22 protein-coding genes are annotated in these 25,976 nt (G+C 37.5%); 11 read left to right on the plus strand and 11 right to left on the minus strand.

The window, feature by feature from the left end; genetic code table 11:
• The 4 genes from ppk1 to Q0948_RS07665 all read left to right on the plus strand — a co-directional run bounded on the left by ppk1 (nt 1) and on the right by Q0948_RS07665 (nt 4,433).
• Nucleotides 1-2,067 (plus strand): polyphosphate kinase 1, encoded by a 2,067-nt coding sequence (ppk1, locus tag Q0948_RS07650; RefSeq protein ID WP_298350940.1) that lies wholly within the window; start codon nt 1-3, stop codon nt 2,065-2,067.
• Nucleotides 2,067-2,966, plus strand: a complete 900-nt coding sequence (locus Q0948_RS07655) for a rod shape-determining protein (RefSeq protein ID WP_298350937.1) — start codon at nt 2,067-2,069, stop codon at nt 2,964-2,966. The genes ppk1 and Q0948_RS07655 overlap by 1 nt, the downstream gene beginning before the upstream one ends.
• 46 nt (nt 2,967-3,012) lie before the next feature.
• Nucleotides 3,013-3,618, plus strand: coding sequence for a porin family protein (locus Q0948_RS07660; protein WP_298350934.1), 606 nt, complete (start codon nt 3,013-3,015; stop codon nt 3,616-3,618).
• A 158-nt stretch (nt 3,619-3,776) separates the two neighbouring features.
• Nucleotides 3,777-4,433, plus strand: coding sequence for a porin family protein (locus Q0948_RS07665; protein ID WP_298350931.1), 657 nt, complete (start codon nt 3,777-3,779; stop codon nt 4,431-4,433).
• Nucleotides 4,434-4,506: 73 nt separating this feature from the next.
• On the opposite strand, the gene Q0948_RS07670 is transcribed toward Q0948_RS07665, so the two are convergent.
• From Q0948_RS07670 to tsaD, 4 genes are all read right to left on the minus strand, one after another.
• A complete protein-coding gene (locus Q0948_RS07670; protein ID WP_298350929.1) occupies nt 4,507-5,268 on the minus strand; it encodes a CDP-alcohol phosphatidyltransferase family protein in 762 nt (253 codons plus the stop codon).
• Nucleotides 5,269-5,386: 118 nt separating this feature from the next.
• The gene (locus tag Q0948_RS07675; protein ID WP_298350926.1) at nt 5,387-6,367 is read right to left on the minus strand and encodes a hypothetical protein; all 981 of its coding nucleotides are present in this window, start codon (nt 6,365-6,367) and stop codon (nt 5,387-5,389) included.
• A 187-nt stretch (nt 6,368-6,554) separates the two neighbouring features.
• Nucleotides 6,555-7,256: a 16S rRNA (uracil(1498)-N(3))-methyltransferase gene (locus Q0948_RS07680; protein WP_298350923.1), complete on the minus strand. Its 702-nt coding sequence runs from the start codon at nt 7,254-7,256 to the stop codon at nt 6,555-6,557.
• A 2-nt stretch (nt 7,257-7,258) separates the two neighbouring features.
• On the minus strand, nt 7,259-8,299 hold the full coding sequence (gene tsaD / locus Q0948_RS07685) for a tRNA (adenosine(37)-N6)-threonylcarbamoyltransferase complex transferase subunit TsaD (protein WP_298350920.1): 1,041 nt from the start codon (nt 8,297-8,299) through the stop codon (nt 7,259-7,261).
• An 87-nt stretch (nt 8,300-8,386) separates the two neighbouring features.
• Here tsaD and Q0948_RS07690 point away from each other — a divergent pair, with 87 nt between their 5' ends.
• The 4 genes from Q0948_RS07690 to Q0948_RS07705 all read left to right on the plus strand — a co-directional run bounded on the left by Q0948_RS07690 (nt 8,387) and on the right by Q0948_RS07705 (nt 15,967).
• Nucleotides 8,387-12,781, plus strand: a complete 4,395-nt coding sequence (locus Q0948_RS07690; protein ID WP_298351376.1) for a translocation/assembly module TamB domain-containing protein — start codon at nt 8,387-8,389, stop codon at nt 12,779-12,781.
• Nucleotides 12,782-12,984: 203 nt separating this feature from the next.
• Nucleotides 12,985-13,971 carry a 6-phosphofructokinase gene (gene pfkA / locus Q0948_RS07695; protein ID WP_298350918.1) on the plus strand — a complete coding sequence of 329 codons (987 nt, stop codon included), beginning with the start codon at nt 12,985-12,987 and terminating at the stop codon, nt 13,969-13,971.
• Nucleotides 13,972-13,986: 15 nt separating this feature from the next.
• Nucleotides 13,987-14,988 (plus strand): type I glyceraldehyde-3-phosphate dehydrogenase, encoded by a 1,002-nt coding sequence (gene gap / locus Q0948_RS07700; protein ID WP_035337213.1) that lies wholly within the window; start codon nt 13,987-13,989, stop codon nt 14,986-14,988.
• Between the two features lie 112 nt (nt 14,989-15,100).
• Nucleotides 15,101-15,967, plus strand: coding sequence for an N-acetylglucosamine kinase (locus Q0948_RS07705; RefSeq protein WP_298350913.1), 867 nt, complete (start codon nt 15,101-15,103; stop codon nt 15,965-15,967).
• A gap of 8 nt (nt 15,968-15,975) precedes the next feature.
• On the opposite strand, the gene Q0948_RS07710 is transcribed toward Q0948_RS07705, so the two are convergent.
• From Q0948_RS07710 to Q0948_RS07720, 3 genes are read right to left on the minus strand one after another with little or no spacing between them, the layout of a single operon-like run.
• Nucleotides 15,976-16,422, minus strand: a complete 447-nt coding sequence (locus tag Q0948_RS07710; RefSeq protein WP_298350910.1) for a hypothetical protein — start codon at nt 16,420-16,422, stop codon at nt 15,976-15,978.
• A gap of 23 nt (nt 16,423-16,445) precedes the next feature.
• Nucleotides 16,446-17,585 carry a GNAT family N-acetyltransferase gene (locus Q0948_RS07715; protein WP_298350907.1) on the minus strand — a complete coding sequence of 380 codons (1,140 nt, stop codon included), beginning with the start codon at nt 17,583-17,585 and terminating at the stop codon, nt 16,446-16,448.
• An 18-nt stretch (nt 17,586-17,603) separates the two neighbouring features.
• A complete protein-coding gene (locus Q0948_RS07720; RefSeq protein WP_298350904.1) occupies nt 17,604-18,596 on the minus strand; it encodes a transporter in 993 nt (330 codons plus the stop codon).
• A gap of 110 nt (nt 18,597-18,706) precedes the next feature.
• Here Q0948_RS07720 and Q0948_RS07725 point away from each other — a divergent pair, with 110 nt between their 5' ends.
• From Q0948_RS07725 to Q0948_RS07735, 3 genes are all read left to right on the plus strand, one after another.
• A complete protein-coding gene (locus Q0948_RS07725) occupies nt 18,707-18,979 on the plus strand; it encodes a hypothetical protein (protein ID WP_038596790.1) in 273 nt (90 codons plus the stop codon).
• Between the two features lie 100 nt (nt 18,980-19,079).
• On the plus strand, nt 19,080-20,636 hold the full coding sequence (locus Q0948_RS07730) for an NAD(P)/FAD-dependent oxidoreductase (RefSeq protein ID WP_298350894.1): 1,557 nt from the start codon (nt 19,080-19,082) through the stop codon (nt 20,634-20,636).
• A 48-nt stretch (nt 20,637-20,684) separates the two neighbouring features.
• Nucleotides 20,685-21,551 carry a hydroxymethylglutaryl-CoA lyase gene (locus Q0948_RS07735; RefSeq protein WP_021779234.1) on the plus strand — a complete coding sequence of 289 codons (867 nt, stop codon included), beginning with the start codon at nt 20,685-20,687 and terminating at the stop codon, nt 21,549-21,551.
• Between the two features lie 40 nt (nt 21,552-21,591).
• Here the strand turns inward: Q0948_RS07735 and Q0948_RS07740 are convergent, their stop codons facing one another.
• The 4 genes from Q0948_RS07740 to Q0948_RS07755 form a co-directional block, all read right to left on the minus strand.
• The gene (locus Q0948_RS07740) at nt 21,592-22,851 is read right to left on the minus strand and encodes a nitrate/nitrite transporter (protein WP_298350890.1); all 1,260 of its coding nucleotides are present in this window, start codon (nt 22,849-22,851) and stop codon (nt 21,592-21,594) included.
• A gap of 11 nt (nt 22,852-22,862) precedes the next feature.
• The gene (locus tag Q0948_RS07745) at nt 22,863-23,345 is read right to left on the minus strand and encodes a nuclear transport factor 2 family protein (protein WP_298350887.1); all 483 of its coding nucleotides are present in this window, start codon (nt 23,343-23,345) and stop codon (nt 22,863-22,865) included.
• Between the two features lie 84 nt (nt 23,346-23,429).
• Nucleotides 23,430-24,320, minus strand: a complete 891-nt coding sequence (locus tag Q0948_RS07750) for a dienelactone hydrolase family protein (RefSeq protein WP_298350885.1) — start codon at nt 24,318-24,320, stop codon at nt 23,430-23,432.
• 25 nt (nt 24,321-24,345) lie between these two features.
• Nucleotides 24,346-25,896, minus strand: coding sequence for a M20/M25/M40 family metallo-hydrolase (locus tag Q0948_RS07755; protein ID WP_298350882.1), 1,551 nt, complete (start codon nt 25,894-25,896; stop codon nt 24,346-24,348).
• Nucleotides 25,897-25,976 lie beyond the last annotated feature (80 nt).

Below are 25,976 nucleotides of genomic sequence, written 5' to 3' on the forward strand. Positions count from 1 at the left end.
ATGACGCAAACTAAAGAAAACAGGTATATAAATAGAGAACTAAGCTGGTTACAGTTTAACGCACGTGTGTTGCAAGAAGCAGCAGATGAGAGTGTGCCGCTTATAGAACGCTTTAGGTTTTTGGGGATTTTTTCAAATAACTTAGATGAGTTTTTTAAAGTACGATATGCTACCGTACGTAGAATTGTAGATGCGGGTAAAACGGGTAGAAAAGCACTAGGAGTATACTCTGCCGAGGAGTTGCTCGGTAAAATAACCGAGATTGTTATTGAGCAACAGACAGAAAGTCTCCAGATTCTAGAAGATATTTACAAAAAGCTAGAAGAACAAAATATTTATATGCTTACTGAGGAGGAGGTAACACTTCCTGAGCATAAGGCATTTATAAAAGACTTTTTTACAGATAAAGTAGCCCTTGCGGTAGAGACTATTATATTACGTGAGGATTTAGAATTGCCACGTATACAAGACCTTGATGCCTACCTTATGGTAAAGATGAATCTTACAGAGGAGCAAAAACCGCTATATGCACTTCTGGAGATTCCTAGTTCATTAGACCGCTTTGTGGTACTCCCACAGGTAGATGGTAAAGATTATATAATGATTCTAGATGATTTGATTCGTTATAATCTAGATACCATTTTTAGCATTTTTGAGTACGACAGTATCTCTGCACATATGATTAAAATTACTCGTGATGCAGAGTTAGATATTGAGTCAGATCTTGGTAAGAGTTTTTTAGAGAAACTCACTCGTAGTGTAAAGGGGAGAGAAGATGGTGAGCCTGTACGTTTTGTTTTTGATAAAACAATAGAGGATGAGACCCTACAATTTTTACTTAATAAATTGGGTATTAAACGTAAGGATAGTATTATACCTGGCGGGCGTTATCATAACCGTAAGGATTATATGAACTTCCCTACATTTGGTAGGCAAGAACTTTATTACCCTAGTGTAAAGCCATTACCCATACCAGGTATAAGTCTCGAAGACAATCTATTTTCTATAGTTGCAAAAAAAGATTTCTTACAATATACTCCCTATCAAAGTTTCTCATATACCATCAAGTTTCTTAGAGAAGCTGCTTTAGATCCAAAAGTGAGATCTATAAAAATCACTATTTATAGGCTTGCAAAGCTTTCAAGTATAGCTAGCGCATTAATAAATGCGGCTCAAAACGGTAAAGAAGTAACCGTACAGATTGAGCTTAGAGCAAGATTTGACGAAGAGTCAAATATGCGCTACGCAAAAAAAATGCAAAATGAAGGAGTACGACTCATATTTGGCGTACCTGGTCTTAAAGTACACAGTAAAGTCTGTGTGATTGAGCGTGAAGAAGAAGGTAAAATTGTACGCTATGGTTTTATAAGTACGGGTAATTTTAACCACGCTACAGCACGTATATATACAGATTACACACTATTTACAGCAAATAAAGAAATACTTAAAGACCTCTCAAAACTCTTTAACTTTTTTGACACAAATTATATAGTAAATAAGTACAAACATTTAGTAGTGTCTCCACACTACTCACGTACAAGAATGTATAAGCTCATTCAAGAGCAAATAGAGGTGGTTCAAAATGGGGGAGAAGGCCTTATAAGACTTAAGCTCAACAGTATCTCAAACTATGATATTATAGATAAGCTATATGAAGCAAGTCAGGCTGGGGTAAAAATAAAAATGATTGTTCGTGGTATTTGTTGTCTCATTCCAGACGTTCCTGGTATGAGCGAAAACATTGAGGTTATAAGTATTATAGATAAGTTCTTAGAGCACCCTAGAGTATACATTTTTGGTACTGCTGGAGAAGAAAAGGTATTCTTATCATCATCAGACTGGATGAGTCGTAATCTAGATAATAGGGTAGAGGTTTCTGTCCCTATTTATGATGAAGATGTAAAGCAAGAAATTATAGATACACACGAGATATCGTGGAGTGATAATGTAAAGGCGCGCGTTCTTAACAAACAAATGGATAATAAGTACAAAAAAGACGAATTACCATTCGTGAGATCACAATTTGCTACTTATGATTATTACGTAAACAAACTCACAGACTTATAGTGCTTAACATATTAAAATACGCTGCAATAGATATAGGTTCTAATGCAATTAGATTACTTGTTGCAAATATAATTGAGCAAGAAAACGGGCCCACATTATTTAGAAAAAATGCCTTAGTACGCGTGCCCATACGCCTAGGAGAAGATGTCTTTATTAATGGAGAAATCTCTTTGAAAAATCAGGCACGTATGGAAGATGCGATGAAAGCCTTTAGACTACTTATGAATGCACACCAGGTAAAAGAATACCGTGCCTGTGCTACCAGTGCGATGAGAGATGCAAAAAATGGTCACGCTTTCGCGAAAAAAATAAAAGAAACCTCAAATATTAATATTGAAATTATAGACGGAGAAGAAGAGGCACAAATTATCGCCGCTACAGATCTTCAAAGTTTTATAAAAGAAGATAGAACATACATCTACGTAGATGTAGGAGGTGGAAGCACAGAGATAACTATTTACCATATGGGTAAAGTTGTAGCCTCAAGGTCCTTTAAAATAGGAACAGTAAGACTTCTTAATGATTTGGTTTCTTCAGAAGATTGGGAGGTATTTAAAAACTGGATACATCAGCACTGTAAAGATTTTAATCACATAGACCTTATAGGCTCTGGAGGTAACATTAATAAAGTGTTTAAACTGAGTACAAAAAAACCAGGTAAAACGTTATCATATTTATTCTTATCACAACTATACAAAGATTTAAGTGATATGAGCTACGAGCAACGCGTGATAGAATTACAGCTTAATCCAGACCGTGCAGACGTTATAATACCAGCTTTAAGAATATACCTACAAGCAATGAAGTCGTCAAAAGCAAAGCAAATTATTGTCCCAAAAATTGGTCTTGCAGATGGTATTATCAAAAGTTTATATCTTTCAAAACAAATGTTAACATAAATAAAATGATGTATATTTGTGTCCTAACCCTCTGAAAATTCGATAAATGAAAAAATTATTACTCAGTACAATTGTCTTTAGTTTATTTGTGTTTACCGCTGTAAATGCTCAAGTTACATCTGGATTTAAAGCCGGAATTAACTTCTCAGATGTTAATAGCTTTGAGTTTAGTAATGATGGTTCTTCTGCGGCAAATACGATAGAAGATCAACTTGATGGAAAACGTACAGGTTATTTTGTAGGTTTTTTAGTTGATATTCCACTTACTGAAAAGTTAAGTTTTGTTCCAGAATTTATCTTCTCACAACAGGGTAAAAATTTAGAGAGCTTTAGACTTGATTATTTAAATCTTCCACTTGGTCTTAAATTAGAAATAAGCGATTTATATGTAAATCTAGGGCCACAAATAGGTGTGAGGGTTTGGAATCCAGATAGATCTGGTGAATTTGCAAACTTTGAAGCTTCGGCATTTGGAGGTATAGGATATATTTTTAAATCTAATATATTTATTGAAGCTAGATATACGCTAGGATTAACAGATATTTTTCAAGATAACAACAGTACAACCTTTAGTAATGGAGGAGGAACAACTTTCTCAAACCTTGAAGGTAAAAATGCAGTAATACAATTAGGTGTTGGTTATAGACTTTAAGTCTTAAAGTGCACCTTATCGATTGTATGTTGTTTTTTATAGTGTGTAAATAGCTTTGTAGTTTAAAAGCCATATTATCTAATATATAGCATTTATCTTTACATTCTAGTAGTTTCCCAGCGACTTAAAATGTTATTAACGACTATTATATTATTGATATGAAAAAACTAGTACTTTCTTTATTATTCTTTGCATTTTTATGCAGTACACAATTGTTTGCTCAAGGAGCAAGACTTGGCTTTAAAGCTGGATTAAGCTATAGTCAAATAACCGGTTATGAGTTTAGTCTCTTTAATCAAGCAGGCGAGACCGCTAGACAAGCACCTACTGGAGCCGAAGAAGGACGTTATGGATTTGCAGTAGCATTTCTTGCCGAATTCCCGATTAATGATAAAATAAGTTTTCAACCAGAATTTGCGTTTTCTTCTCAAGGTAATAAATACGAAGGAACACGTTTTGATAACTTACAATTACCATTAGGTTTAAGAATAAATTTCAATCAGCTTTTTGTAATTGCTGGTCCACAAGCAGGAATAAAAATATCTGACCCATTGCAGTCTGAAAATTATAAGTCTATAGACTTCTCTGTTTTTGGAGGTATAGGATATCACTTTAACGAGAGTGTTTTTATAGAAGCACGTTTTACAAGAGGGTTTTTAGAAGTATTTGAAGACGACTCTAAAATTGTTGTTCCTTTCACACCTAAGGATGGTGAGTCTGCAAATAGCAATAGCTTAGTAAACAGCGATAACTTCCTTGTAAATAATACAGGAAAAAATCAATACTTTACTTTAAGTGTAGGGTACAGATTATAAGATGACAATGATTAACAAAAAAGCCCAGACTAGTTGCTAGTCTGGGCTTTTTTATGCGCTATAGTCAGATTGATTAAAACTTCATACGTAACAAGATACAAATGGGTACCAGTATCGTGTAACCTATAAAAAATGGAATAATAACCTCAGGCAGCTGGATTACCAGAAGTACAGCCATAATGAGAAGTTGAAATCCTAAACCAAAGGTTGACACAAGTGTCATTAACCAGTTTGGAATTATTTTACCATCAGAGGCTTTAGGATCTAGCGTGTATATAAGCTTGTCAAAAAGCCCATACAGTATTTTATAGGTGTAAAAAAGGATATTTACCGTAGTTTGCTCTTCTCCTGGTAATGCGGTAGGAGAGCCGGTCTCAATAATACGACTAGTGGTGTCTCCATCTAGTTTATTGCGTAAAATAACATAATAGTAGTTATACAAAGTGCCTTGTACTTGTAAGGCAATAAATGCTAGAACAATGTACATAACAGAAGATCCAGTCACGTATCCTATCATAAATAAAAATAGAGCATTGAGCACTATGTCAAGTATAGAATCTAGATAGCGCCCAGTGTATGAAGGTGTTTTTTTAACCCTGGCCAGTTCTCCATCTGCGGCATCTAGTATAGATTTCAACACTAAGAAAATTGCCGCTAGTACATAGTGTCCAGTATAAATACAATAAAGGGCGACAATTCCAGATACAAAAAATAGTAGGGTAACTTGTACAGGTGTAGTAGTTGTGTTTTTAAGAATGTTTACAAGGTACTGAGCAGGTTTTCTGCCATAGTCTGATAGATCTGTAAAGCGGTGAGCTTTAGGTAATTTTGACATATATTCTAGGTTGTAGCATTTTTAAAAACCTAGAAGGGCAATTTAAAACAGCAATTCTTGATTAAATATAAGTATTAAAGATGTCTTTTTACGCTTTCGCGAAAGCGTAATTAATAACTTATTTATTTATTTGATTAGTTATATATGGGTACATAGATAGCATCATAAACATAAGCACACTAAGTACCACACTTATAGATATAAAGCTGAAGATTACGTCAAGATTAAAGAGGATGATAGCTATGGGTTGAAATACTCCAAAAATTACCAGAAATACAAATAATGTAAATGCCAGTGTTATAATTTTTGGAACTCGTTTTACAGATTGTACGGTCAACCCGAGTAACTGCGGTATTACTTCATCTGAGAGCTGGATACCTAGCTTTGATATAAGTTCTTCACTAAATCCTACATTTTGATAACGCAGGGGGTCAATCTGCACGGCATACTTCATTATTTTTTCTTGGTGTCGTTCATATATACGTGACACATCAAGCTCTTCTTTAAACTGATTATATTTAAAACCAAAGTAATGGCTCCATCCAGTTCCTACTTTGTGATCTCGCCATTTTTTGAGCATACGGCGATCATACTCTTTAGGATTCATATAATTATCTACCCTCCCTTTACTAGGGTCATTAAGAAGTAATGCTTTAGTCTCTAGATATAGTATTTCGGTCTCACCATATCTGTCTTTTTCTTCAATATATTCTAGTGCAAGTTTTGATCTTCCTTTGTAAAACTCCTTTACTAAAAAGTAGTTGAGATGTGTAAACTCGTCATCTATATATTCTTTTAAGCCAGGAGCCCAAACCTTAGAACGTACGAGTATATCTGCAATATCTCTAAAGTAATGCATTTGTTGTGTGAGCTTCTCAATCTCTGCATTAGTAGAGTCTCCTGTAAACTGTAACTGTGCTGTTTTACTTAAAATAAAACCTATAATAACGACTACAAGTACTATACTTATAATGGCAATAATTTGTAATGCAGATGAGAGTTGTGCGACGTTTTCAAGAGGGAAATAAAGTATGAGCCCTATAATAGAGAGCATACCTCCACAAACGCTTATTAACGCCGGGATAAAGGGTGTGACCAACTTGACAAAATTGCGCAATTTTATCTATCTTTTTAATAATTAAGTAGTTGGGCCCCTTACCGTAAGGTAAAACAAGGTGAGCAAATAAACAATTTATAATTGGATCTACAAAATTGTAAGAAAATGAATTGTAATAGTCGTATTTACCAGATATACGATGGGTATTAAGTAATCAATATTATAACCCTCACTCATTTATAAATGCTACACTGTGAGAGGCTACAATAGCTGCAGTCTCAGTGCGTAGTCTACTATTACCTAGTGATACTGGAGTGATACCTTTTTCTAGCGCTAGTTGTATTTCAGTTATAGAGAAGTCTCCCTCTGGACCTATCAAAATTGTGTAGTCTGTTGCGGGTGATAGTTCGTTTTTGAGTAGGCTCTTTTTATCATCTTCACAATGAGCTATAAATGTGTTACTTTGAGTACCTGCTACAAAATCTTTAAAGGAGGTGAGAGGATGTAATATAGGTAGGTGATAGTGCAGTGACTGCTTCATTGCACTTTGCAGGATTTTAAGAAAGCGCTCTTCCTTTATAACTTTGCGTTCACTATGATCGCAAAGTAGTGGCGTGATTTCTGTAACGCCTATCTCTGTTGCCTTTTCTAAAAACCACTCAAACCTATCATTGAGTTTTGTGGGAGCTACGGCAAGGTGTAAATTATAATCTCTGGGATTTTGGTACGTGTAACTTGTGATGGATAATTTACATTTATTTGGATTTGCATCATATATCTGTGCAGTAAATAAGTATCCCTTTCCATTAGTAAGATAAATGCTATCACCTGGTTGCTTGCGTAGTACACGTATAACGTGCTTACTCTCATCCTTAGGTAAAGTGTACGAGGTACTTTCTATATCAAGACTCTTGCTGTAAAATAGTTGCATACTTATATTTTCAATCTAGATTGAGCACTTACTTCTAAGTTTTGAAAAGAATCTCGTTCTACAAGGTCTTTGTACTTAAGATATCCTACAATCCCTATCATAGCCGCGTTATCTGTGGTGTATTGAAATTTTGGTAAAAAGGTTTTCCAGCCGTGAGTAGTTTCGGCATTTTTGAGAGCTGTTCTTATACCACTGTTTGCAGAAACACCACCACCTATAGCGATTTGAGTAATTCCGGTTTCTTTTACCGCTTTCTTAATTTTATCCATTAAGATATTTACAATTGTATATTGTATTGAGGCACATACATCGTTTCTATTTTCTTTTAAAAAGTCAGGATTTGCCTCCTGTTGTCTTTGTACAAAGTACATTATTTGTGTTTTAAGACCGCTAAAGCTAAAGTTAAGACCACCAACTTTTGGTTTTGTAAAAGGAAAAGCTTTTGGATTACCTAGTTGTGCATACTTATCTATGAGCGGTCCTCCAGGATAGGGCAAATCCATAATTTTTGCACTTTTATCAAAAGCTTCACCCACAGCGTCATCTATGGTCTCACCTATAACCTCCATCTTAAAGTAATCATCTACACGTACTATTTGTGTATGTCCACCAGAAATAGTTACTCCTATAAAAGGAAAACTAGGTTTATCATACCCTTCTTCACCTATGAAGTGAGCGAGTATATGTGCTTTCATATGGTTAATATCTAGCAGGGGTATATCTAGTCCCATCGCAAAAGACTTTGCAAATGAGGTGCCTACCAGAAGGGAGCCAAGTAAGCCAGGTCCACTAGTAAAAGCAATGGCGCTTAGTTGTTTTTTGTCGATATTTGCTTTACGTAATGCAGCGGTAACAACTGGTACTATATTTTGTTGATGTGCTCGCGAGGCAAGCTCTGGAACTACACCTCCATATTCTTGATGAATCGCTTGGTTTGCAACAACATTTGAGAGTACCTTATCGTTTTGTAATACGGCAGCAGCAGTATCATCACAAGAGGATTCAATAGCGAGAATGTAAGTTTTTTGAGAATCTGTATTCATAAGGCACGTAAGTTGCAATAAGTGTACAAAGTTAAAACAATAAGCCCTATCAAGAAATTTAAAAAAATAGCACTTCGCACTCTTTTGGTGTTGTTCTTACTATTTGGGCTCATTGTGCTGCTTTTTTCTATTCCCGCGGTACAAACTCGTATTGCAAAAAATGCAACAGATCGTATTAATGATAAGTATGGTACAGAGATTCATCTAGAGCGCGTAGGTCTTAAATGGAATGGTGATGTACTCGTAAAAGGTACACTTATAAAAGATCACAAAAATGACACGATGATTTACGTGCGTGAGCTAGCCACAAGTGTTTTTAGCTTACAAAAAGTATTAGATAGTGATCTTGAACTGGGAGATATAAGCCTAGATGGTGTGCGATTTTATCTTACTAAATATAAGGGCGACACCTCTGATAACTTATCATTGTTTTCACGCAAGTTTGCTTCTCAAAATCCTAAAGGCAGTACAAATTTCCTTCTCTCATCAGACGATGTAGATATTACAGATGGTAGATTTATGTATATAAATGAGGAGCTTGATGACCCTTTTGTGCTAGATTATCAAAATCTCTCTACAGACTGGCAAGACTTTGTACTTAACAATGAGACGGTAGATGCTCATATAAGAGCACTCTCTTTTGATGCCATAAAAGGATATCAAATTAGGACACTAGATGGCCTATTTCACTACGATCCAGATTTAATTTCTCTTAAAGAATTTTCATTAACTACAGATGATTCTTCACTTGAGGGCGACATTACCTTAGATACCTCAGATGGTGCACTAGATGATTTTAACACACTGGTAGAGGTGGAGGCCGCTTTCGCGAAAGCGGAAATATCAACAAACGATATACGCCCTTTTTATAATGACATCGCACCAGATATTATATTAGATATAAAAGGTAACCTCACGGGACATCTCAATGATTTTAGGGTTCCTAATCTTGAGGTCCGAGGTTTAGGGAAATCCCTGATACGAGGAAATGTTTTTTTTGAAAATTTACTAGACAGTAATGGCTTTAGAATTTCTGGTAATTATCAAACCGTACAAACAAGTTATTTTGACCTTAAAAAGTTACTGCCCAAGCCACTTGCGAGTCTACCTACAGAAATAACACAACTTGGAACAATACGTTTTACAGGAAATAACGCACTTACAAGTGAGGCTGTTGTGACAGAAGGTATTATAACCACAGATCTAGGTACAGTAAACCTTGACCTTGCAATGACTGGCTTACAAGATGCAGATAATGCTGGTTATGAAGGTACCGTGATAGTAGATGATTTTAACCTAGGTAAGTTATTTAATGATGAAAGGCTAGGTAATGCTACATTTAACCTAGATGTAGATGGTAAGGGATTTATACAAGAAACGGTAAACACAAAGCTTTCTGGGACGATTGCAAGCCTAAATTATAACGACTATACGTATAAGGATATTACAATTTTTGGAAATCTTAAAGCTCCAGTTTTTGACGGAGAAGTACTCATAGATGATCCTAATGCTCGGGGTAAGTTTAATGGACTGGTAGATATCTCAAAAGATGTAAATAGTTATGACCTAGAGGCACAAATAGATTATGCAGATCTGGTAACCCTCAATTTTATTAACGATAGCATCTCTATTCTTAAAGGTAATGCTGTTGTAGATATGAAGGGTACAGGTATAGAGAATATGTATGGCCGTATATCTTTTGAGGATGCTAGTTATCAAAATAAAAATAACACCTATAGCTTTAAAGATTTTGAGATTACTTCAAAGTTTGATAAAAAGCAAGTACGCACCATTGCTATAAACTCTACAGATATCATAAGTGGAGAGGTAAGTGGTATATACAAGTTTAGTGAAGTGGTTCCTCTTTTTAAAAATGCCATAGGCAGTTTGTATACAAATTACCAACCTGAGATTCTTACAGAAAATCAGTTTATGGATTTTGAGTTTACGATCTATAATAAGATTGTAGAAGTCTTTGTGCCAGATTTAAAACTAGAGCCAGAGACTATTATAAGAGGTAGTGTGGTGGCAGACGACTCTGAGTTTAAACTCACCTTTAAGTCACCACAGATAGATGCCTTTGGGTATATGGCAGAAGCCATAGAAGTTCGTGTAGATAATAAGAACCCACTATTTAATACATACGTCGCTGCAGATAGTATAAACGCAGGATTTTATGCTGTATCAGACTTTAATCTCATTAATGTGACACTTAAAGATACACTCTTTATGCGCTCAGAGTTTACAGGTGGTAAGCGCAATGATGACTCTTTTGACCTATCATTATACCATACAATTAATGAGGAAGGAAACTCTGTATTAGGTTTTAAAAAATCTGAAATCGTTTTTAAAGACAATCCTTGGTTTATTAATGAGAAAAATGATCAAAATAACAGTGTTGTCTTTGATAATAACTTTAAAGATATAGATATTAAAACGCTGGTGTTAAGTCATAAAGATGAGCTTATAGATCTCAAAGGACAAATACGTGATAGCACCTATAAGAACATAAAAGCAAATTTTAAAAATGTAGATTTAGCTAAGGTTACTCCAGAGCTGGACAGTCTTAATCTAGGAGGCCGTATTAATGGACAGCTAGATGTACTTCAGAAAAATGGAGCTTACTTACCTGTAACTTCTCTAGCAATTTCGGACTTCTCTGTAAATGAGACTAATCTTGGTCAGTTAGATATAAATGTAAGAGGTAATGCAACTTTATCAAAATATGAAATAGATTCCCGTCTTGCACGTGAGGGACTTAAATCTTTTACTGCTAGTGGTACTATAGATGCCGCAGGTACTACACCTATCATAGATATGGCTGTGGGTCTTCAAGATCTTGATCTAAGTCCGTTTAACCCTATGGGACAGGGCGTGATAGATAGAATACGTGGTTTAGTGAGTGGTAGAGCAAAAGTAGAAGGTGACTATCGCAATCCTGAGATAAATGGTGATTTAACACTAAAAGATGCTGGGCTACAGATTCCTTATCTTAATGTGGATTATGATTTTAAAGGTATCTCAAATGTAGTACTAAGAAAACAAGAGTTTGAGTTTCAAGCAGTGCAGCTAGAAGATACAAAGTATAAAACACTAGGTGTTCTTAATGGTAAGATAAGTCACAAGTCTTTTAGTGACTGGAAACTCGACTTAGGTATAAGTGCTGCCAGAATAGCTGTACTAGATACAGAAGAAGATCTAGAGTCACTCTATTACGGTACAGCTTTTCTAGAAGGAGAGGCATTTATAAAAGGCCCTACAGATAATCTGGTTATAGACGTTTTTGGAGAAACAGCAAAGGGTACCGTTTTTAAAATCCCTATCGACGACTCAGAAACTCTAGGAGACAATTCTTATATCAAATTTTTGAGCCCAGAGGAGAAAGAAGCTCGTATTAATGGTGAGAAAATTATCACAGAAGCTGTAAAAGGTCTTTCTGTAAATTTTGACCTAGATATAGATCCAGATGCAGAGGTAGAGGTGGTTGTAGATAAAACTAATGGAAGTACTTTGAGAGGTAGAGGAGTGGGTACCTTACTTATACAACTTGATACTAATGGTAAGTTTATAATGAACGGGGATTTTATTGCCACCGAAGGGGTATTTAATTTCCGTTATGGAGGCTTTGTGACTAAAGATTTTATATTACAACAAGATGCAAACATACGCTGGGATGGTGATCCAGCAAAAGCCATACTAGACGTAAGTGCGATTTATAGAACGCAGGCTAACCCAAGTACATTACTAGAAACTTCTACCGTAAATAGAAAAATACCAGTAAACGTAATTATTAATCTAGCTGGCGAGCTGTTAAAACCAGATATTACTTTTGACATTGAGTTTCCTGGAGCTGGTAGTACAGTGGTGTCAGAGTTAGAATTTTTATTACAAGACCGTAATGCAAAAGAGCTTAACGCTATATCTCTTGTTTCACAGGGAGCGTTCCTAAGTTCAGCTAGTGTAAATACCGCTACTGCGGCTGTAAATAATCTTCTTGAGACTACGTCTTCTATACTATCTGGTATTCTTTTTAATGATGACGATAGTATTTTTGACGTGGGTGTAGATCTTGTGCAAGCAGAGCGCGACCCCACTGCAAATATCCAGTCTGCAGGTAGAGTGGGAGTGACCTTGTCTACTCAAATTACAAACCGAGTTCTCATAAATGGTAAGGTAGGAGTGCCTACAGGAGGTATTAGTGAGAGCGTGATTGTGGGTGATGTAGAGATAGATTTCTTACTCAATGAAGACGGTACACTGCGAGCAAAAGTTTTTAATCGCCAGACAGATATCCAGTTTATAGGAGAGACAGAAGGATATACGCAAGGAGTAGGGCTCTCTTATGCTGTAGATTTTAATACTTTTGAAGAACTCTTGCGCAAAGTTTTTAAGGGTAAAGTAGAAGAAGCTGTTCTTCAAGCTCAAGGCGAAAGAGATGTGCCAAAAAAGATTGGACCAGACGGCGTTCAATTTAATAAATAGGAAAAGTCTTTTTTTACGCTTTCGCGAAAGCGTAATTCTTCCTCATTTTATCAGTTTAAGCTTCTTTTTGATGTGTCATTATTAAGAATTCCAAAAAACTTTTCAACCGAAAACGTTTGAAATTGACAATCCAATAAATTACACCCCAATTCATTGATTTTTCTACATTAAGTTTGCTAAATTTAATCTAAAATTGTGCTTATATGAGTAAAAAAATCACCAAAATAGCAGTTATGACCTCTGGAGGAGACGCCCCAGGAATGAATGCTGCAGTAAGATCTGTTGTACGTGCTTGTGCCTATCACGAGCTAGAATGTGTAGGGATACACAGAGGGTATGACGGTATGATTGAAGGTGATTTTATTCCGCTAGACGCAAGAAGTGTACGTGGTATTATTAATAAGGGAGGAACCTTTTTGAAATCTGCCAGGTGCCAGCGTTTTAGAACTACAGATGGTAGACAGATTGCACATAACCAGATGGTAAAGGCAGGTGTAGATGCGCTTGTAGTTATAGGTGGTGACGGTACGTTTACGGGAGCACTTCATTTTAATGCAGAGTTTGACTTCCCAGTGATAGGTATACCCGGTACTATAGATAATGACATAAGTGGTACAGATCGCACACTAGGATATGATACAGCCCTTAATACTGCTGTAGATGCAATAGATAAAATACGTGATACTGCACACTCACACGACAGGCTCTTTTTTGTAGAAGTAATGGGCCGCGATGTAGGACACATTGCTCTTAATGCGGGAGTAGGTGCTGGGGCCGAAGAGATTTTAATACCAGAAGAAGATATGGGTATAGAACGACTAGTAGAGTCACTACAGCGTTCTAAAATATCTGGAAAATCATCAAGTATCGTTGTCGTAGCCGAAGGTGATAAAATAGGTAAATCTGTTTTTGAACTTAAAGATTATGTAGATGAAAATCTTGAGGGGTATGACGTACGTGTTTCTGTACTAGGGCATATGCAACGAGGAGGATCTCCTACTTGTTATGACCGCGTGCTAGCTAGCCGTATGGGAGTAAAAGCTGTAGAAAGTCTTATAGAAGGTAAGAGCAACTTTATGGTAGGTACCATACACGATAAAATGACACTCACACCGCTAGAACAAGCAATTAAAGGTGAGAGTAAAATAAATAAAGAATTAATCCGTGTGTCTGAGATAATGACCACATAATAATAGAGAAGAACAATGGCAAATTTAAAATTAGGAATAAACGGTTTTGGACGTATTGGACGTATCGTATTTAGAGCGACAGTAAAGCGTGATAATGTAGATGTAGTAGCAATAAACGATTTACTGGATGTAGATCACCTAGCGTACCTTCTTAAATATGACTCTGTACACGGACGTTTTGATGGAACTGTAGAGGTAAAAGATGGACACCTTGTTGTAGACGGTAAAACGATACGTGTTACTGCAGAGCGTGATCCTAAAAATCTTAAGTGGGATGAAGCTGGAGCAGACGTTGTTGCAGAGTGTACAGGTATCTTTACAACTCTTGAAACGGCAAATTACCATATAGAAGGTGGAGCAAAGAAAGTCGTAATATCTGCACCTTCTAAAGATGCACCTATGTTTGTAATGGGAGTAAATGATGCAGATCTTACTGCAGAGCACACCGTGGTGTCTAACGCTTCTTGTACTACAAACTGTCTAGCACCTATGGCAAAAGTTATAGAAGATAACTTTGGACTTGAAGAGGCGCTTATGACTACAATACACGCAGGTACTTCTACACAGTTTGTAGTAGACGCACCTAGCCGTAAGAACTACCGTCTAGGCCGTAGTGCTTTAAATAACATTATACCTACATCTACAGGAGCTGCAAAAGCAGTAGGGAAAGTATTACCTGCAGTAGATGGAAAACTTACAGGGATGGCTTTCCGTGTACCTACGGCAGATGTTTCTGTGGTAGACTTAACTGTGAAGACTTCAAAAGCAACTTCTGTAGAAGCTATCAAAAAAGCATTTAAAGATGCTGCCGAAGGTTCTATGAAAGGTGTGGTAGGTTATACTGAAGATGCTGTGGTATCTCAAGATTTTGTAAGCGAGACACGTACTTCTGTATTTGATGCAGATAGTGCAATAGAGTTAAACCCAACTTTCTTTAAGCTTGTGTCTTGGTATGATAACGAGTTTGGATATTCTAATAAACTAGTTGATCTTGCAGAAAAAGTAAATACACTTTAAGATGCATTAACGCGCTTTTGTAGTAATATGTGCTTAGCTGCTCTTAAATAGGAGGTAGGTGTATATTGCTGTAAAAGCGTTTTTATATTATTTTTCTTCATACACGTATTATATGATTTTAGTAGTAGATAGCGGTTCGACAAAAACAGACTGGATTGCGCTAACTGATGATGGTAAAAGTCTTTTTCAAACACAAACTTTAGGATTAAATCCTCAAGTTTTATCTCGAGAAATTTTAAGAGAACGTATTGTAAACAACTTTGAGCTTTATAAACATAGAAAAGATGTAAAAGCACTTTACTTCTATGGTGCTGGTTGTGGTACAGAGCGCCCTCGTGTTTTAATGAGAAGTGTTTTTGATGAGATATTTACTCAGGCTACTGATATTGTTCTTAAAGAAGATACGTATGCAGCATTATATGCTACAGCCACAGAGGGAGAGAGAAGTATTGTGTCTATATTAGGTACAGGGTCAAACTGTAGTTACTTTGATGGTACAGACATCATTCAGAAAGTAGTTTCTTTAGGTTATGTAGTAATGGATGATGCTAGTGGTAATTACTTTGGACGTCAACTCATACGTGATTATAAGTTCGGGAAAATACCGGCTGCACTAGCCCAAAAATTTGAGTCAGAATATGACTTGAGTTCAGAAAATATAAAGAATCACCTTTATAAAAATCCTAACCCTAATACGTACCTAGCAACCTTTGCACGTTTCATTATTGAAAATAAAGATGAGGAGTATTGCCAGAGCGTTATAAAGGAAGGGCTTTCTGTATTTGTAGAGCACCAGATTGTTCTTCAATTTCCAGATGCAAAAGATATACCTATACACTTTGTAGGATCTATAGGTTTTTATTTACAAGCCGAACTTAAGGAAGTATTAGGTAGTTTTGGACTTACTGCTGGTAAGATTCTTAAACGACCTATAGATGGCCTCGTTGCGCATCATAAAGAACACATACTTGCCAAGTAGCAACACTATTAATTATAAAAAGAAAACAGCTGGAGTATATTAAGTTTTAATACCGTTATACAGAGAATTATAACCCATAAAACAACACGTATCCAGTTTTTTGAAACAAGTGACCTAAGATCTCCATCTGTGTGAGTATTTTGGGTCACTTTTTTATGTAACGGTACAAATATAAGTGCAGTGGTAACCCAGGTAGATAATACAAAGACTAGATAAATAGTCCCTATCATATATAAACCACCGGCAAATACAGTATAAACGGCTAGTAAAAGTTGTATGACCATAAGCGGCCCTACTATTACAGCAATCTTACCTGTATACTTGTTATGCCAGCTTACAAGATTATCACGAGTATAATATAAGAAGCTAGGGTATATTATGAGCTGTACGATTAAAATAAGTACAACAAGAGCCGCATCTACTGCAAGACCTATGAGGCTTAGTGAATCTATCATAATTGTGTCAGCCGTATTAAGTGCTATAAATCCTTACGGTAGGTTCTTCTACGTTTGTGAAGCTTGTGTTCGTAATTTTTCCAGAGCTGTTGTATGGCTTTATTTTCTTCTAGTTCTGGGTTTGTTTCAACTTGAGTAATTCCTCTAGAGTTAAATAGTTCCTGCATTTTTTGAAAAATAACAGCTGTTACCCCTTTGTTTTGATACTCTGGATCAATACCTATAAGGTAGAAGGCAGCAGTGTCATTTTTCTTTTTTGCTTTAAGCAAGTGATAAAACCCAAAAGGAAAGAGCGATCCATTTGCTTTTTTGAGCGCTTCATTAAAAGATGGCATTGTAATAGCAAAAGCTACTAGTTTACCCTCCTTATCTTGTACACACTTTATAAAATCTGGGTGAATATATTTTATATATTTCTCCTTATAATGATCTATTTGATACTGCTGTATAGGTACAAAGGTGCTAAGAGTATTATATGTCTTATTAAGTAACCCAAACATCTCATCTACATACGGCTTTACATCTGCAGAGGTTTTAAACTCTAGCGGGCTAAGCTCGTAGCGCTTTGCAATAATATCTGCAAACTTCTTCACTTTAGGGTTCTGCTTTTCTGGTGGGTCTATTTGAATTTTATATTCAACCCATTCGGCAGCTTTTTCAAAACCTAGTTGCTCAAAGTGATCCTTGTAATACGGGTAGTTATACCAAGTAATCATTGTGTTGAGATACTCAAACCCCTCTATCAGCAATCCTGCTTTCTCCATATTAGAAAAACCTACCGGCCCTTCTATAAACTCAAGATTGTTTTCTTTTCCTATCTCTGAGACTTTGGATAACAGTGCTTTAGTCACCTCTATGTCATCTATTACATCAAACCAGCCAAAACGCATTTTTGATTTCTTTTGCTCGTTGATTTCTATATGATTTATGATAGCACATATTCTTCCTACGGCTTCTTGTTTTCCGTTTTCCGCTTTCGCGAAAGCGAGAAAATAACGTGCCTCTGCATTTTTAAACACAGGGTTTTTTGCCGGGTCCATACTATCTAGCTCATCTGCTACAATAGGAGGTACCCACTTAGGTTCATTTTTATATAGGGAAAATGGGAACTTAACAAATTGTTTAAGTTCTTTTGGGGTAATCATTTCCTTAAGCGTAATCATCTGCAATATTTAGGGGTATTATTTAATGCCGTCACCGTCAGGATCTACTGCATCTTTACGTTTTCTGTTTTTATTTATGCGCTCTGCTTGACGCTTTGATGAGCTTTTTTTATCACCATCTGCATCTCTATCTTTTATAATCTCATCCTTCTCGTGTAAATCTAGTCTATAAGAAACTCCTGCAGAGACGTTCCAGCGTGTAGGAGTGTCTTTAAAGTTTGCCAGACCACTAAGGTCTACTTGTAGATTTTTTGTGATAAGATATGCAGCTCCTGCTCGTACTAGATAATCTGCATAGAGATCACCATCTATAAGCTGGTACTCTGCAAAGCCAGCAAATTTTGAATTAAAGGAGTGTGTTAAGGTTGTAATCCAAGAGTTAGTAGGGTATGTGGTACCTGCTCTATCTACTATAATATTATTTACCCACACCCAGCGACCCCAGTTATGCTGGAGTATAAGCGCTAAGTTAGGACTAATACCATCCTCACGTATAGAATTAAACTGGCTGTTTTCAAAATCAAAAACACCTCCAGCATATACTGTTACAGCAGGGATAAGTGACTTCCATTTAAAACGTCTATTTGCGTGGTAACTGTATAGATTTACCTCGTCACTAGCATATTTATATGGGTCATAGATAAGATATTTAGCACCTATTTGTACCGTCTCTAGTCCTGCGATAACATCTGGCGTGGCAGATCCAGAAATAAATGATACCTCATTGCGCTGGTATCTCATAAACCCGTTAAGCTCTAGTTTTTCAAAAAATAAACCGTAGCGTAAATTGAGGTTATACCCCAGTATATCTGTATCAGTTTGTAAAAGCGAGTGGGTGTCATTCCCAATGTCAAAACCAGTTTCTACCTGTAAAACACGAGTCCCTACACTAAAAGCGCCTTGAGATTCTCCAGGTCTGTTTGAGTTAATTGTCTCTGTGTATTGTGCTGTAATGGAGCTTGTTGTAGCGACACAAATTAATAGAGTAACAATAATACGTACGGTGTGCATAAAGGTTATGGGTTAGTCGTTCAAATATAGAAGAATTTATCTTTTTTTTAGGCTTCTACATCTCTTTGTTGCAAGCTATAATTACTAATTTTGAAAAAAAAGTAAAGATTATGCTGCTAGTTGCAGAAATTCCAAGTTTTATTAAAACGATTGCCATCATACTTCTGGTATATTTTGGACTTCGTTTCTTGGCAAAATTAGCTTGGCCATACATTGTAAGGTACATTACAAAAAAAGCCGGTCAGAAAATGGAAAATGCCTTTAAAGGCTTCCAGCAACAGACGCAACAATATGGGCAATCACAACAAGAGCCCACAAGAGATGTTCCTAAAAAATCTTCAAAAGTAGTAGGAGAGTATGTAGACTATGAGGAAATAGATTAATGTTGAGTACGCTTTCGCGAAAGCGTAAAAACCACATTTCTACCACCATTTTTTAGAGTCATTAGGCACTTCAAGATTGCAAAGCACTTATCTTTGCGCTATGTCTACACTTGTACAAATAAATGTTCTCCCACACCAAGCCGAAGATGATGACTACATCGCAGAGGTTGCTTTTAAAAAAGCCCGACTTCGTGCAGACGATGTGCGTGAGTGGGATATACGTAAGCGCTCTATAGACGCTCGTAAATCACCGGTAAAAATATCACTACAAATAGAGTTTTGGAAAAAAGGCGAGGAGCGACCTAGTATTCCTCCATTTGTACCTCAAGATGTTTCTAACGCTCCAGAGATAGCCATTATAGGAGCTGGTCCTGCTGGACTGTATGCCGCATTACGCGCCGTAGAAGGGGGACTAAAACCCATAATTTTTGAGCGTGGTAAAGATGTAAGAGCTAGAAGACGAGATCTTGCGGCTATAAATAAAGATCATATTGTTAATCCTGATTCAAACTACTGTTTTGGAGAAGGAGGTGCAGGCACCTACTCAGACGGAAAACTTTATACACGATCAAAAAAGCGTGGTAATGTACTTAAAGCTCTAGAGTGGTTTGTACATTTTGGCGCGGTAGAAGATATACTGGTAGATGCACATCCTCACATAGGTACAAACAAGCTTCCTAAAATTATTACAGCGATGCGTGAGGCTATTATAGCACACGGCGGAGAAGTACGTTTTGATACGAAACTCACAGATCTCAAAGTGGTGGATAACCAGATTGCCGCTATACAAGTAAACGATACAGACTGGCTAGATTTTGATAATGTGATACTAGCGACTGGTCACTCGGCGAGAGATATATTTTACTTACTGCACAAGCGTAATATTAAGATTGAGGCAAAGCCATTTGCCATAGGTGTACGTATAGAGCACCAGCAAGAACTTATAGATGATATACAGTATCACTCAGATGGTGATAATCCTTATTTACCTCCAGCGTCTTATAGTCTGGTACAGCAGGTAGACGGTATGGGGGTCTACTCTTTTTGTATGTGTCCAGGTGGTATTATAGCACCTTGTGCAACAAGTCAAGAAGAAGTAGTGACAAACGGCTGGAGCCCCTCTAAGCGTGATAACCCCTATGCAAACTCAGGCATCGTAGTGAGTGTGACCCCAGAAGATTTGCCTAATTATAAAAAGGATGATCCCTTTGTATGTCTTGATTTTCAAAAGTCTGTAGAGCGTGCTTGTTGGGAAGCCGCAGGTAAAACCCAAGCAGCACCGGCACAGCGTATGCGCGACTTTGTAGACGGTCGTGTCTCAAAAAACTTCCCAAAGACGTCGTATCAACCCGGTATTGTTTCTGTAGATCTCAATAAAGTTTTACCAGATATTTTATCCAAACGTTTAAAGAAGGCGTTTAGAGCCTATGGTAGAAAGATGAAGGGCTACCTTACTAATGATGCCGTAATACACGCACCAGAGAGTAGAACGTCATCACCCGTATCCATACCGCGTGAGTGGGAAACCCTAGAGCACGTAGAGGTAAAAGGCCTTTATCCTTGCGGGGAAGGAGCTGGATATGCTGGGGGTATCATCTCTGCAGCCATAGATGGTATAAATTGTGTTGATAAGATTATTGAAAAGAAGCAGGCGTAAAGTAACACAACTCTTACAAGTCCGTTTTTAAAATCCTATTTTTACAAAGTGAGTAAAAAGGTAAAAATAATAGAGTGTCCTCGTGACGCGATGCAAGGCATAAAAGATTGGATTCCTACGGAGTCTAAAATCCAGTATATCCAGTCGCTACTGCGTTGTGGTTTTGATACGATAGATGTAGGTAGCTTTGTGTCTCCTAAGGCAATCCCTCAGATGAAAGACTCTGCAGAAGTATTGCATAGCCTTGACCTCTCAAAAACAGATAGTAAACTCCTTACCATAGTCGCAAATCTGCGTGGTGCGCAAGATGCTGTACAACACGAGATGGTAGACTACCTAGGTTATCCTTTTTCTATCTCAGAAAACTTCCAAATGCGTAACACGCATAAAACCATAGACCAGTCTATAGATTTACTACAAGACATTATAGAGCTCGCAGACTCAAAAAATAAAGAGCTTGTGGTTTACATATCAATGGGATTCGGGAATCCATATGGAGACCCTTGGAATGTTGATATCGTAGGGGAGTGGACAGAACGACTAAGTAAGATGGGAGTTAAGATATTATCACTATCTGACACGGTAGGAACCTCAGACCCAGAAACCATAGACTACCTTTTTTCAAACTTAATACCAAGGTACTCAAATATAGAATTTGGGGCACATTTACATACTACACCTACTACCTGGCACGAAAAGGTAGATGCGGCGTACAAGGCAGGTTGTGTTCGTTTTGATGGAGCAATACAAGGTTTTGGCGGTTGCCCTATGGCAAAAGATGACCTTACCGGTAATATGCCTACAGAGAAGTTAGTTTCTTACTTTGCCTCTGTACAAGCATATGATAACATCAACACGATGAGTTTTGAGAGCAGCTATAACGAGGCGCTCAAAATATTTCAAAAATATCATTAGAAGAAAATAGTTTTAGGGACGCTTTCGCGAAAGCGTAATCTTACTCCCTACGAGCAAATCTATAAAAGGCAATAGACGCCAAAAGCCCCACTGCCGAAAAGATGGCTAGCATCCAAAAAACAGCAAAGTGACCTTCTTTACCAGGAATGCCATCAAGGTAATAACCTATCATAGGCCCTGCAAAAATATCTGGAGTATAGCCTATAAAAGAGATAATACCCACCGCCGTACCGGTTAACTTAAGCGGTATTTTACCCTCTTGCATAACAGCAAAGTAGAGGACTCGTGCTGCATAAACTCCAAGAGCTGTGATAATGATAGTTAAGAAGAAAAGTACGGTAGTATCTTCACTAAGTATGTCTGAGGCAAAAAGTATGGCTCCTATAATAGATAGTGCAAAGCCCATACATAGGTAAAGTGAGGCACGCGACCTATCTGCTAGAAAACCAACGATAACACCCACTAGCGGTCTTATAAATAGTAAAAATGTACCCGTCTTTGCGGCGTCTACCTCGCTATAATTCATCACATCTTTTGCATATAGAGAGAAGATGTCTGTGATTTTATAACCTACATAGGCACATAAAATGATGATCATAAGTAACCACACAGATGGTAGTTTAAGGACTGTTTTTATAGCATCTAGCGTAATGGTTTGCGTGTTATTTTCTTGTTGAGCCACATTAGTTTTCAAAAATAAGAGTACAATAATACCCACCAGAGCTACTATTGCAGAAGAGGCATATACAATAGTTTGGAAAGCTTCTACTTGTTGTGCACTTGTAAGTGCTACATTATCTTCTACTATAAATAGTGAGAAGATAACAACCCCAAGCAACCCAAAAGATGCGCCTACCAGACCACGACCGCCGTCTAGAAAACCAAAGGCTTTACCTTGGTTACTAGCTCCACCCCATACACGTGTAGCTTTAATCATCGCAGCCCAAAATAAAAATATAGTCGTAAATCCCCAGAAACCGTAAAGTACCTGCAATGTTAGCAATGATGGATTACTAGCATACACGATCCCGCCCAGAGCTGTGAGTATAAGACCTATACCCATTAGGTTTTTTGGCGGATATTTATCGGCTAGTGGGCCGCCTATGATGTATGATATTAAAGCAACAATCCCATAAATGGAGAAGCAATAACCTAGTTCTGTATTTGTAATTTGAAATACGTCAAGCACTGTTGCTCTAAAAACTCTTGCTAGTACAAAAGGAAGTATAAATACTGCCTCGCCAGCTAGTACAAGTAGTATAATGTAAAAAAGAGATTGATAACGTGTGGTACTTTGCACAGAGCTGTGTATTAAATAGCTTGATAGTTTTTAGAACTATTACGCCTCATATAAGCGTCGAGCAATCCGTTTGTTTTCTGTTGGATTTTTTTACGCATAAAGCCTGTCCAACCTAAAAGTAGTCCTGGAGTGCCCAGTGCCTGTTTTGACCACTTGTACATATCAAAGGTGTCGTGATGTGCTATAATTTTTCCATCCTGAAGCTCAAACGCCGCTTGGACGTGGTTTACAACCTTTCGCTTTTTTGGGCCGTAGGTATAATGAGCCGTCCATTTTGCTGTTGCTGTATTACCAGAAACTTGGACATCACCATAATCTATAGTCATAGCGCCGTTTGAGCGTTCTATAAGCATATGCCACATAGCTTTTGCTCGATTGCCTTGAAGCTCTCCAAAAGCAGGATCTGAAAATACGATATTATCGTGATAGCAAGCAGTCATCCCGCTGGCATTACCTTCTTGAAATGATTTGTAAAATGTCTCTATGATATTCATATTCTTTTGCTTTCGCGAAAGCGTCATTAAGTTTATATGGCTACTATAACAGTTTGCTGTTCTGGTAATCTAAGTATACAGCAATTAGGTGGTAAGATACTTATTAAAAAAAGCAATTGTTCTATCCCAGGCTAGGGTTGCAGCTTTCTCATCATATCTAGGTGTTGTGTTATTATGAAAACCGTGATTTGCACCTTCATAAAAATGTGCGGTATGCGGGATATTATTTGCTGTGAGTACTTTCTCATAAGCAGGCCATCCAGCGTTAACACGCTCATCAAGACCACCATATTGAAGTAGTAGTGGGGCTTTTACCTCTGCGGCTTGCTCATCGTCTGGTTGTCTACCATAAAATGGGACCGCAGCAGCAAGATCTGGGACGAGTACTGCCATCATATTAGAAATCCATCCGCCAAAACAAAAGCCTACAACTGCTACCTTGCCATTACAATCTTTGTGGTTTTTGAGATGGTGATATGCTGCAATAAAATCTTCTAGCATCTCCAGTCTATCTCTCTTGCGTTGCATTGCACGACCCTCATCATCATTACCAGGATAGCCGCCCAGCGGCGATAGTGCATCTGGGGCTAGTGATAAGAACCCTGCCTTTGCAGTACGCCTGCCTACATCTTCTATATAAGGATTAAGACCTCTGTTCTCGTGCACCACAATGACCCCTGGTAATTTACCAGAAGCATTTGCAGGTTTACTATATAGCGCCTTGATAGACCCACCTCCTTTTGGTGAGTCATAGTTTATAAATACACTTTCTATGGTAGGATCATTTTTTGAGACCGTTTGTGTAGTTTCATAATCTGGACTTATAAAACTCAAGAGCGCTGGAAGGGTTACCGCACCTACAGCAAATACCGATAATCGCTCAATAAAAACTCTGCGATCTATTTTATTGTGAGCATAGTCATCATAAAGGTCAAAAACTTCTTGTGAGATATCTTCTTTGCGTAGTGGTTTCATATAATAGGTGTTTAATTATTATGAGTTAATCAAGTCCTCCTTTTCTTATGGGAGAACGAGGCGTAGGCCATTCTCTTTGTTTACCAGACCTTCTATCTAGTGGGAGCACTGCTTGCTCACGAGAGGTAAATTCTGGATCTTCACTAGCCATATATGTAAGTATTGCAGTAAGGATTACATTATTGCGTACATCATCAAAAACGATCTTGTCATAAGTGTCACGGTTGGTGTGCCACGTATAATTCCAGTACGACCAGCTCAAACTACTGAGACTAAACCCTGGAGCTCCAGCAGCTTGAAATGAAGCGTAGTCTGACCCTCCTTGTGCTGGCGCACCAGGAAATGTAGTTTCTATCTCATCTGTTATTTCCTTAGGTACAGCATTTAACCATCTGTTTAAATAATCATAACTACGTAAGAAACCGCCACCATTAAGGCGCACAACACGACCTGTGCCATTATCTTGATTAAATGATGCTTGCACTTTTGCTACAATTTCTGGGTGATCTTCTACAAAGGCTCTTGAGCCATTAAGCCCTTGTTCTTCACTTCCCCAATGACCTACTAGTATAGTACGTTTTGGGTTAGGATAGATTTTTTTAAGTACACGCATAGCTTCCATCATTACAAGCGTACCCGTTCCATTGTCTGTAGCTCCTGTACCGCCATCCCAAGAATCAAAATGAGCCGATAATATGACATACTCCTCTGGCTTTTCTGTCCCCTTTATTTCTGCTATGGTATTAAATGTAGGTACGGTACCCAGTTCTTTTGAGATTGCTGTAATATTAATTTTAGGAGTATTACCAGATTCAGATAGTCTATAAAGCATACCGTAATCTTCTAGTTCAAGATCTACGGTAGGTATTTCTTTTGTTCTAGCACTAAATATCTTATTAACTCCAAAACCTCTTGACCAGTTAGAAGTTACGATACCTACGGCTCCTGCATTTTCTAATGCTTCTGGTAAACCTCTACTAGTGTATCCCGTGCGCTGTATGTTGTCATTCCATAAGTTTGATAGAGAGTCGCGTTGTTTTTTCATTTTGGCAAACGACTTTTCGGTAGCAAACTCTTCCCAGTTATAATCTGGGCGTCCCGTGATTTGCGGTTTTGAAATAAGAACAATCTTACCCTTTACGGTTGGCAGCCATTTTTTAAACTCCGTTGCGTTTTTAATAGTAGGTAGGGTGATAACCTCTGCAGTAACACCTTCCTTTGAAGTACTTGGATTCCAGGCTAGTTGCGTACCTCTTAAACTCTGTACTCTGGGCTCAAGCATATCTATGTGAGAAATTCCTCGTTCCCATCCTCGCCATTCTCCCCATTGCTCATTGCGAGCCTCTATACCCCAAGATGCATATTGTTGTACAGCCCAGTCATTTGCAGCTTGCATTTGTGGTGTACCCACAAGTCTTGGGCCAAGCACATCTGTGATCTGGTGGGCAAGCGATTCTAACTGTGAATTTTGTGTGGCTTCCTTTATTAAAGCCTGCACCGTAGCATTGTCTCTTTGAGCTGTGAGTATTGAGCCCATAAACATACAAAGTACAAGTGAAGTAATACGTATTTTCATTTGGATTGATTTTAGACGTAGAAGTTACGAATGATAAATCAAACTCAATTAGAAAAAGAGGCAATTAACCTCATATATGC

The organism is uncultured Dokdonia sp., from assembly GCF_947496725.1.
Classification (GTDB): domain Bacteria; phylum Bacteroidota; class Bacteroidia; order Flavobacteriales; family Flavobacteriaceae; genus Dokdonia.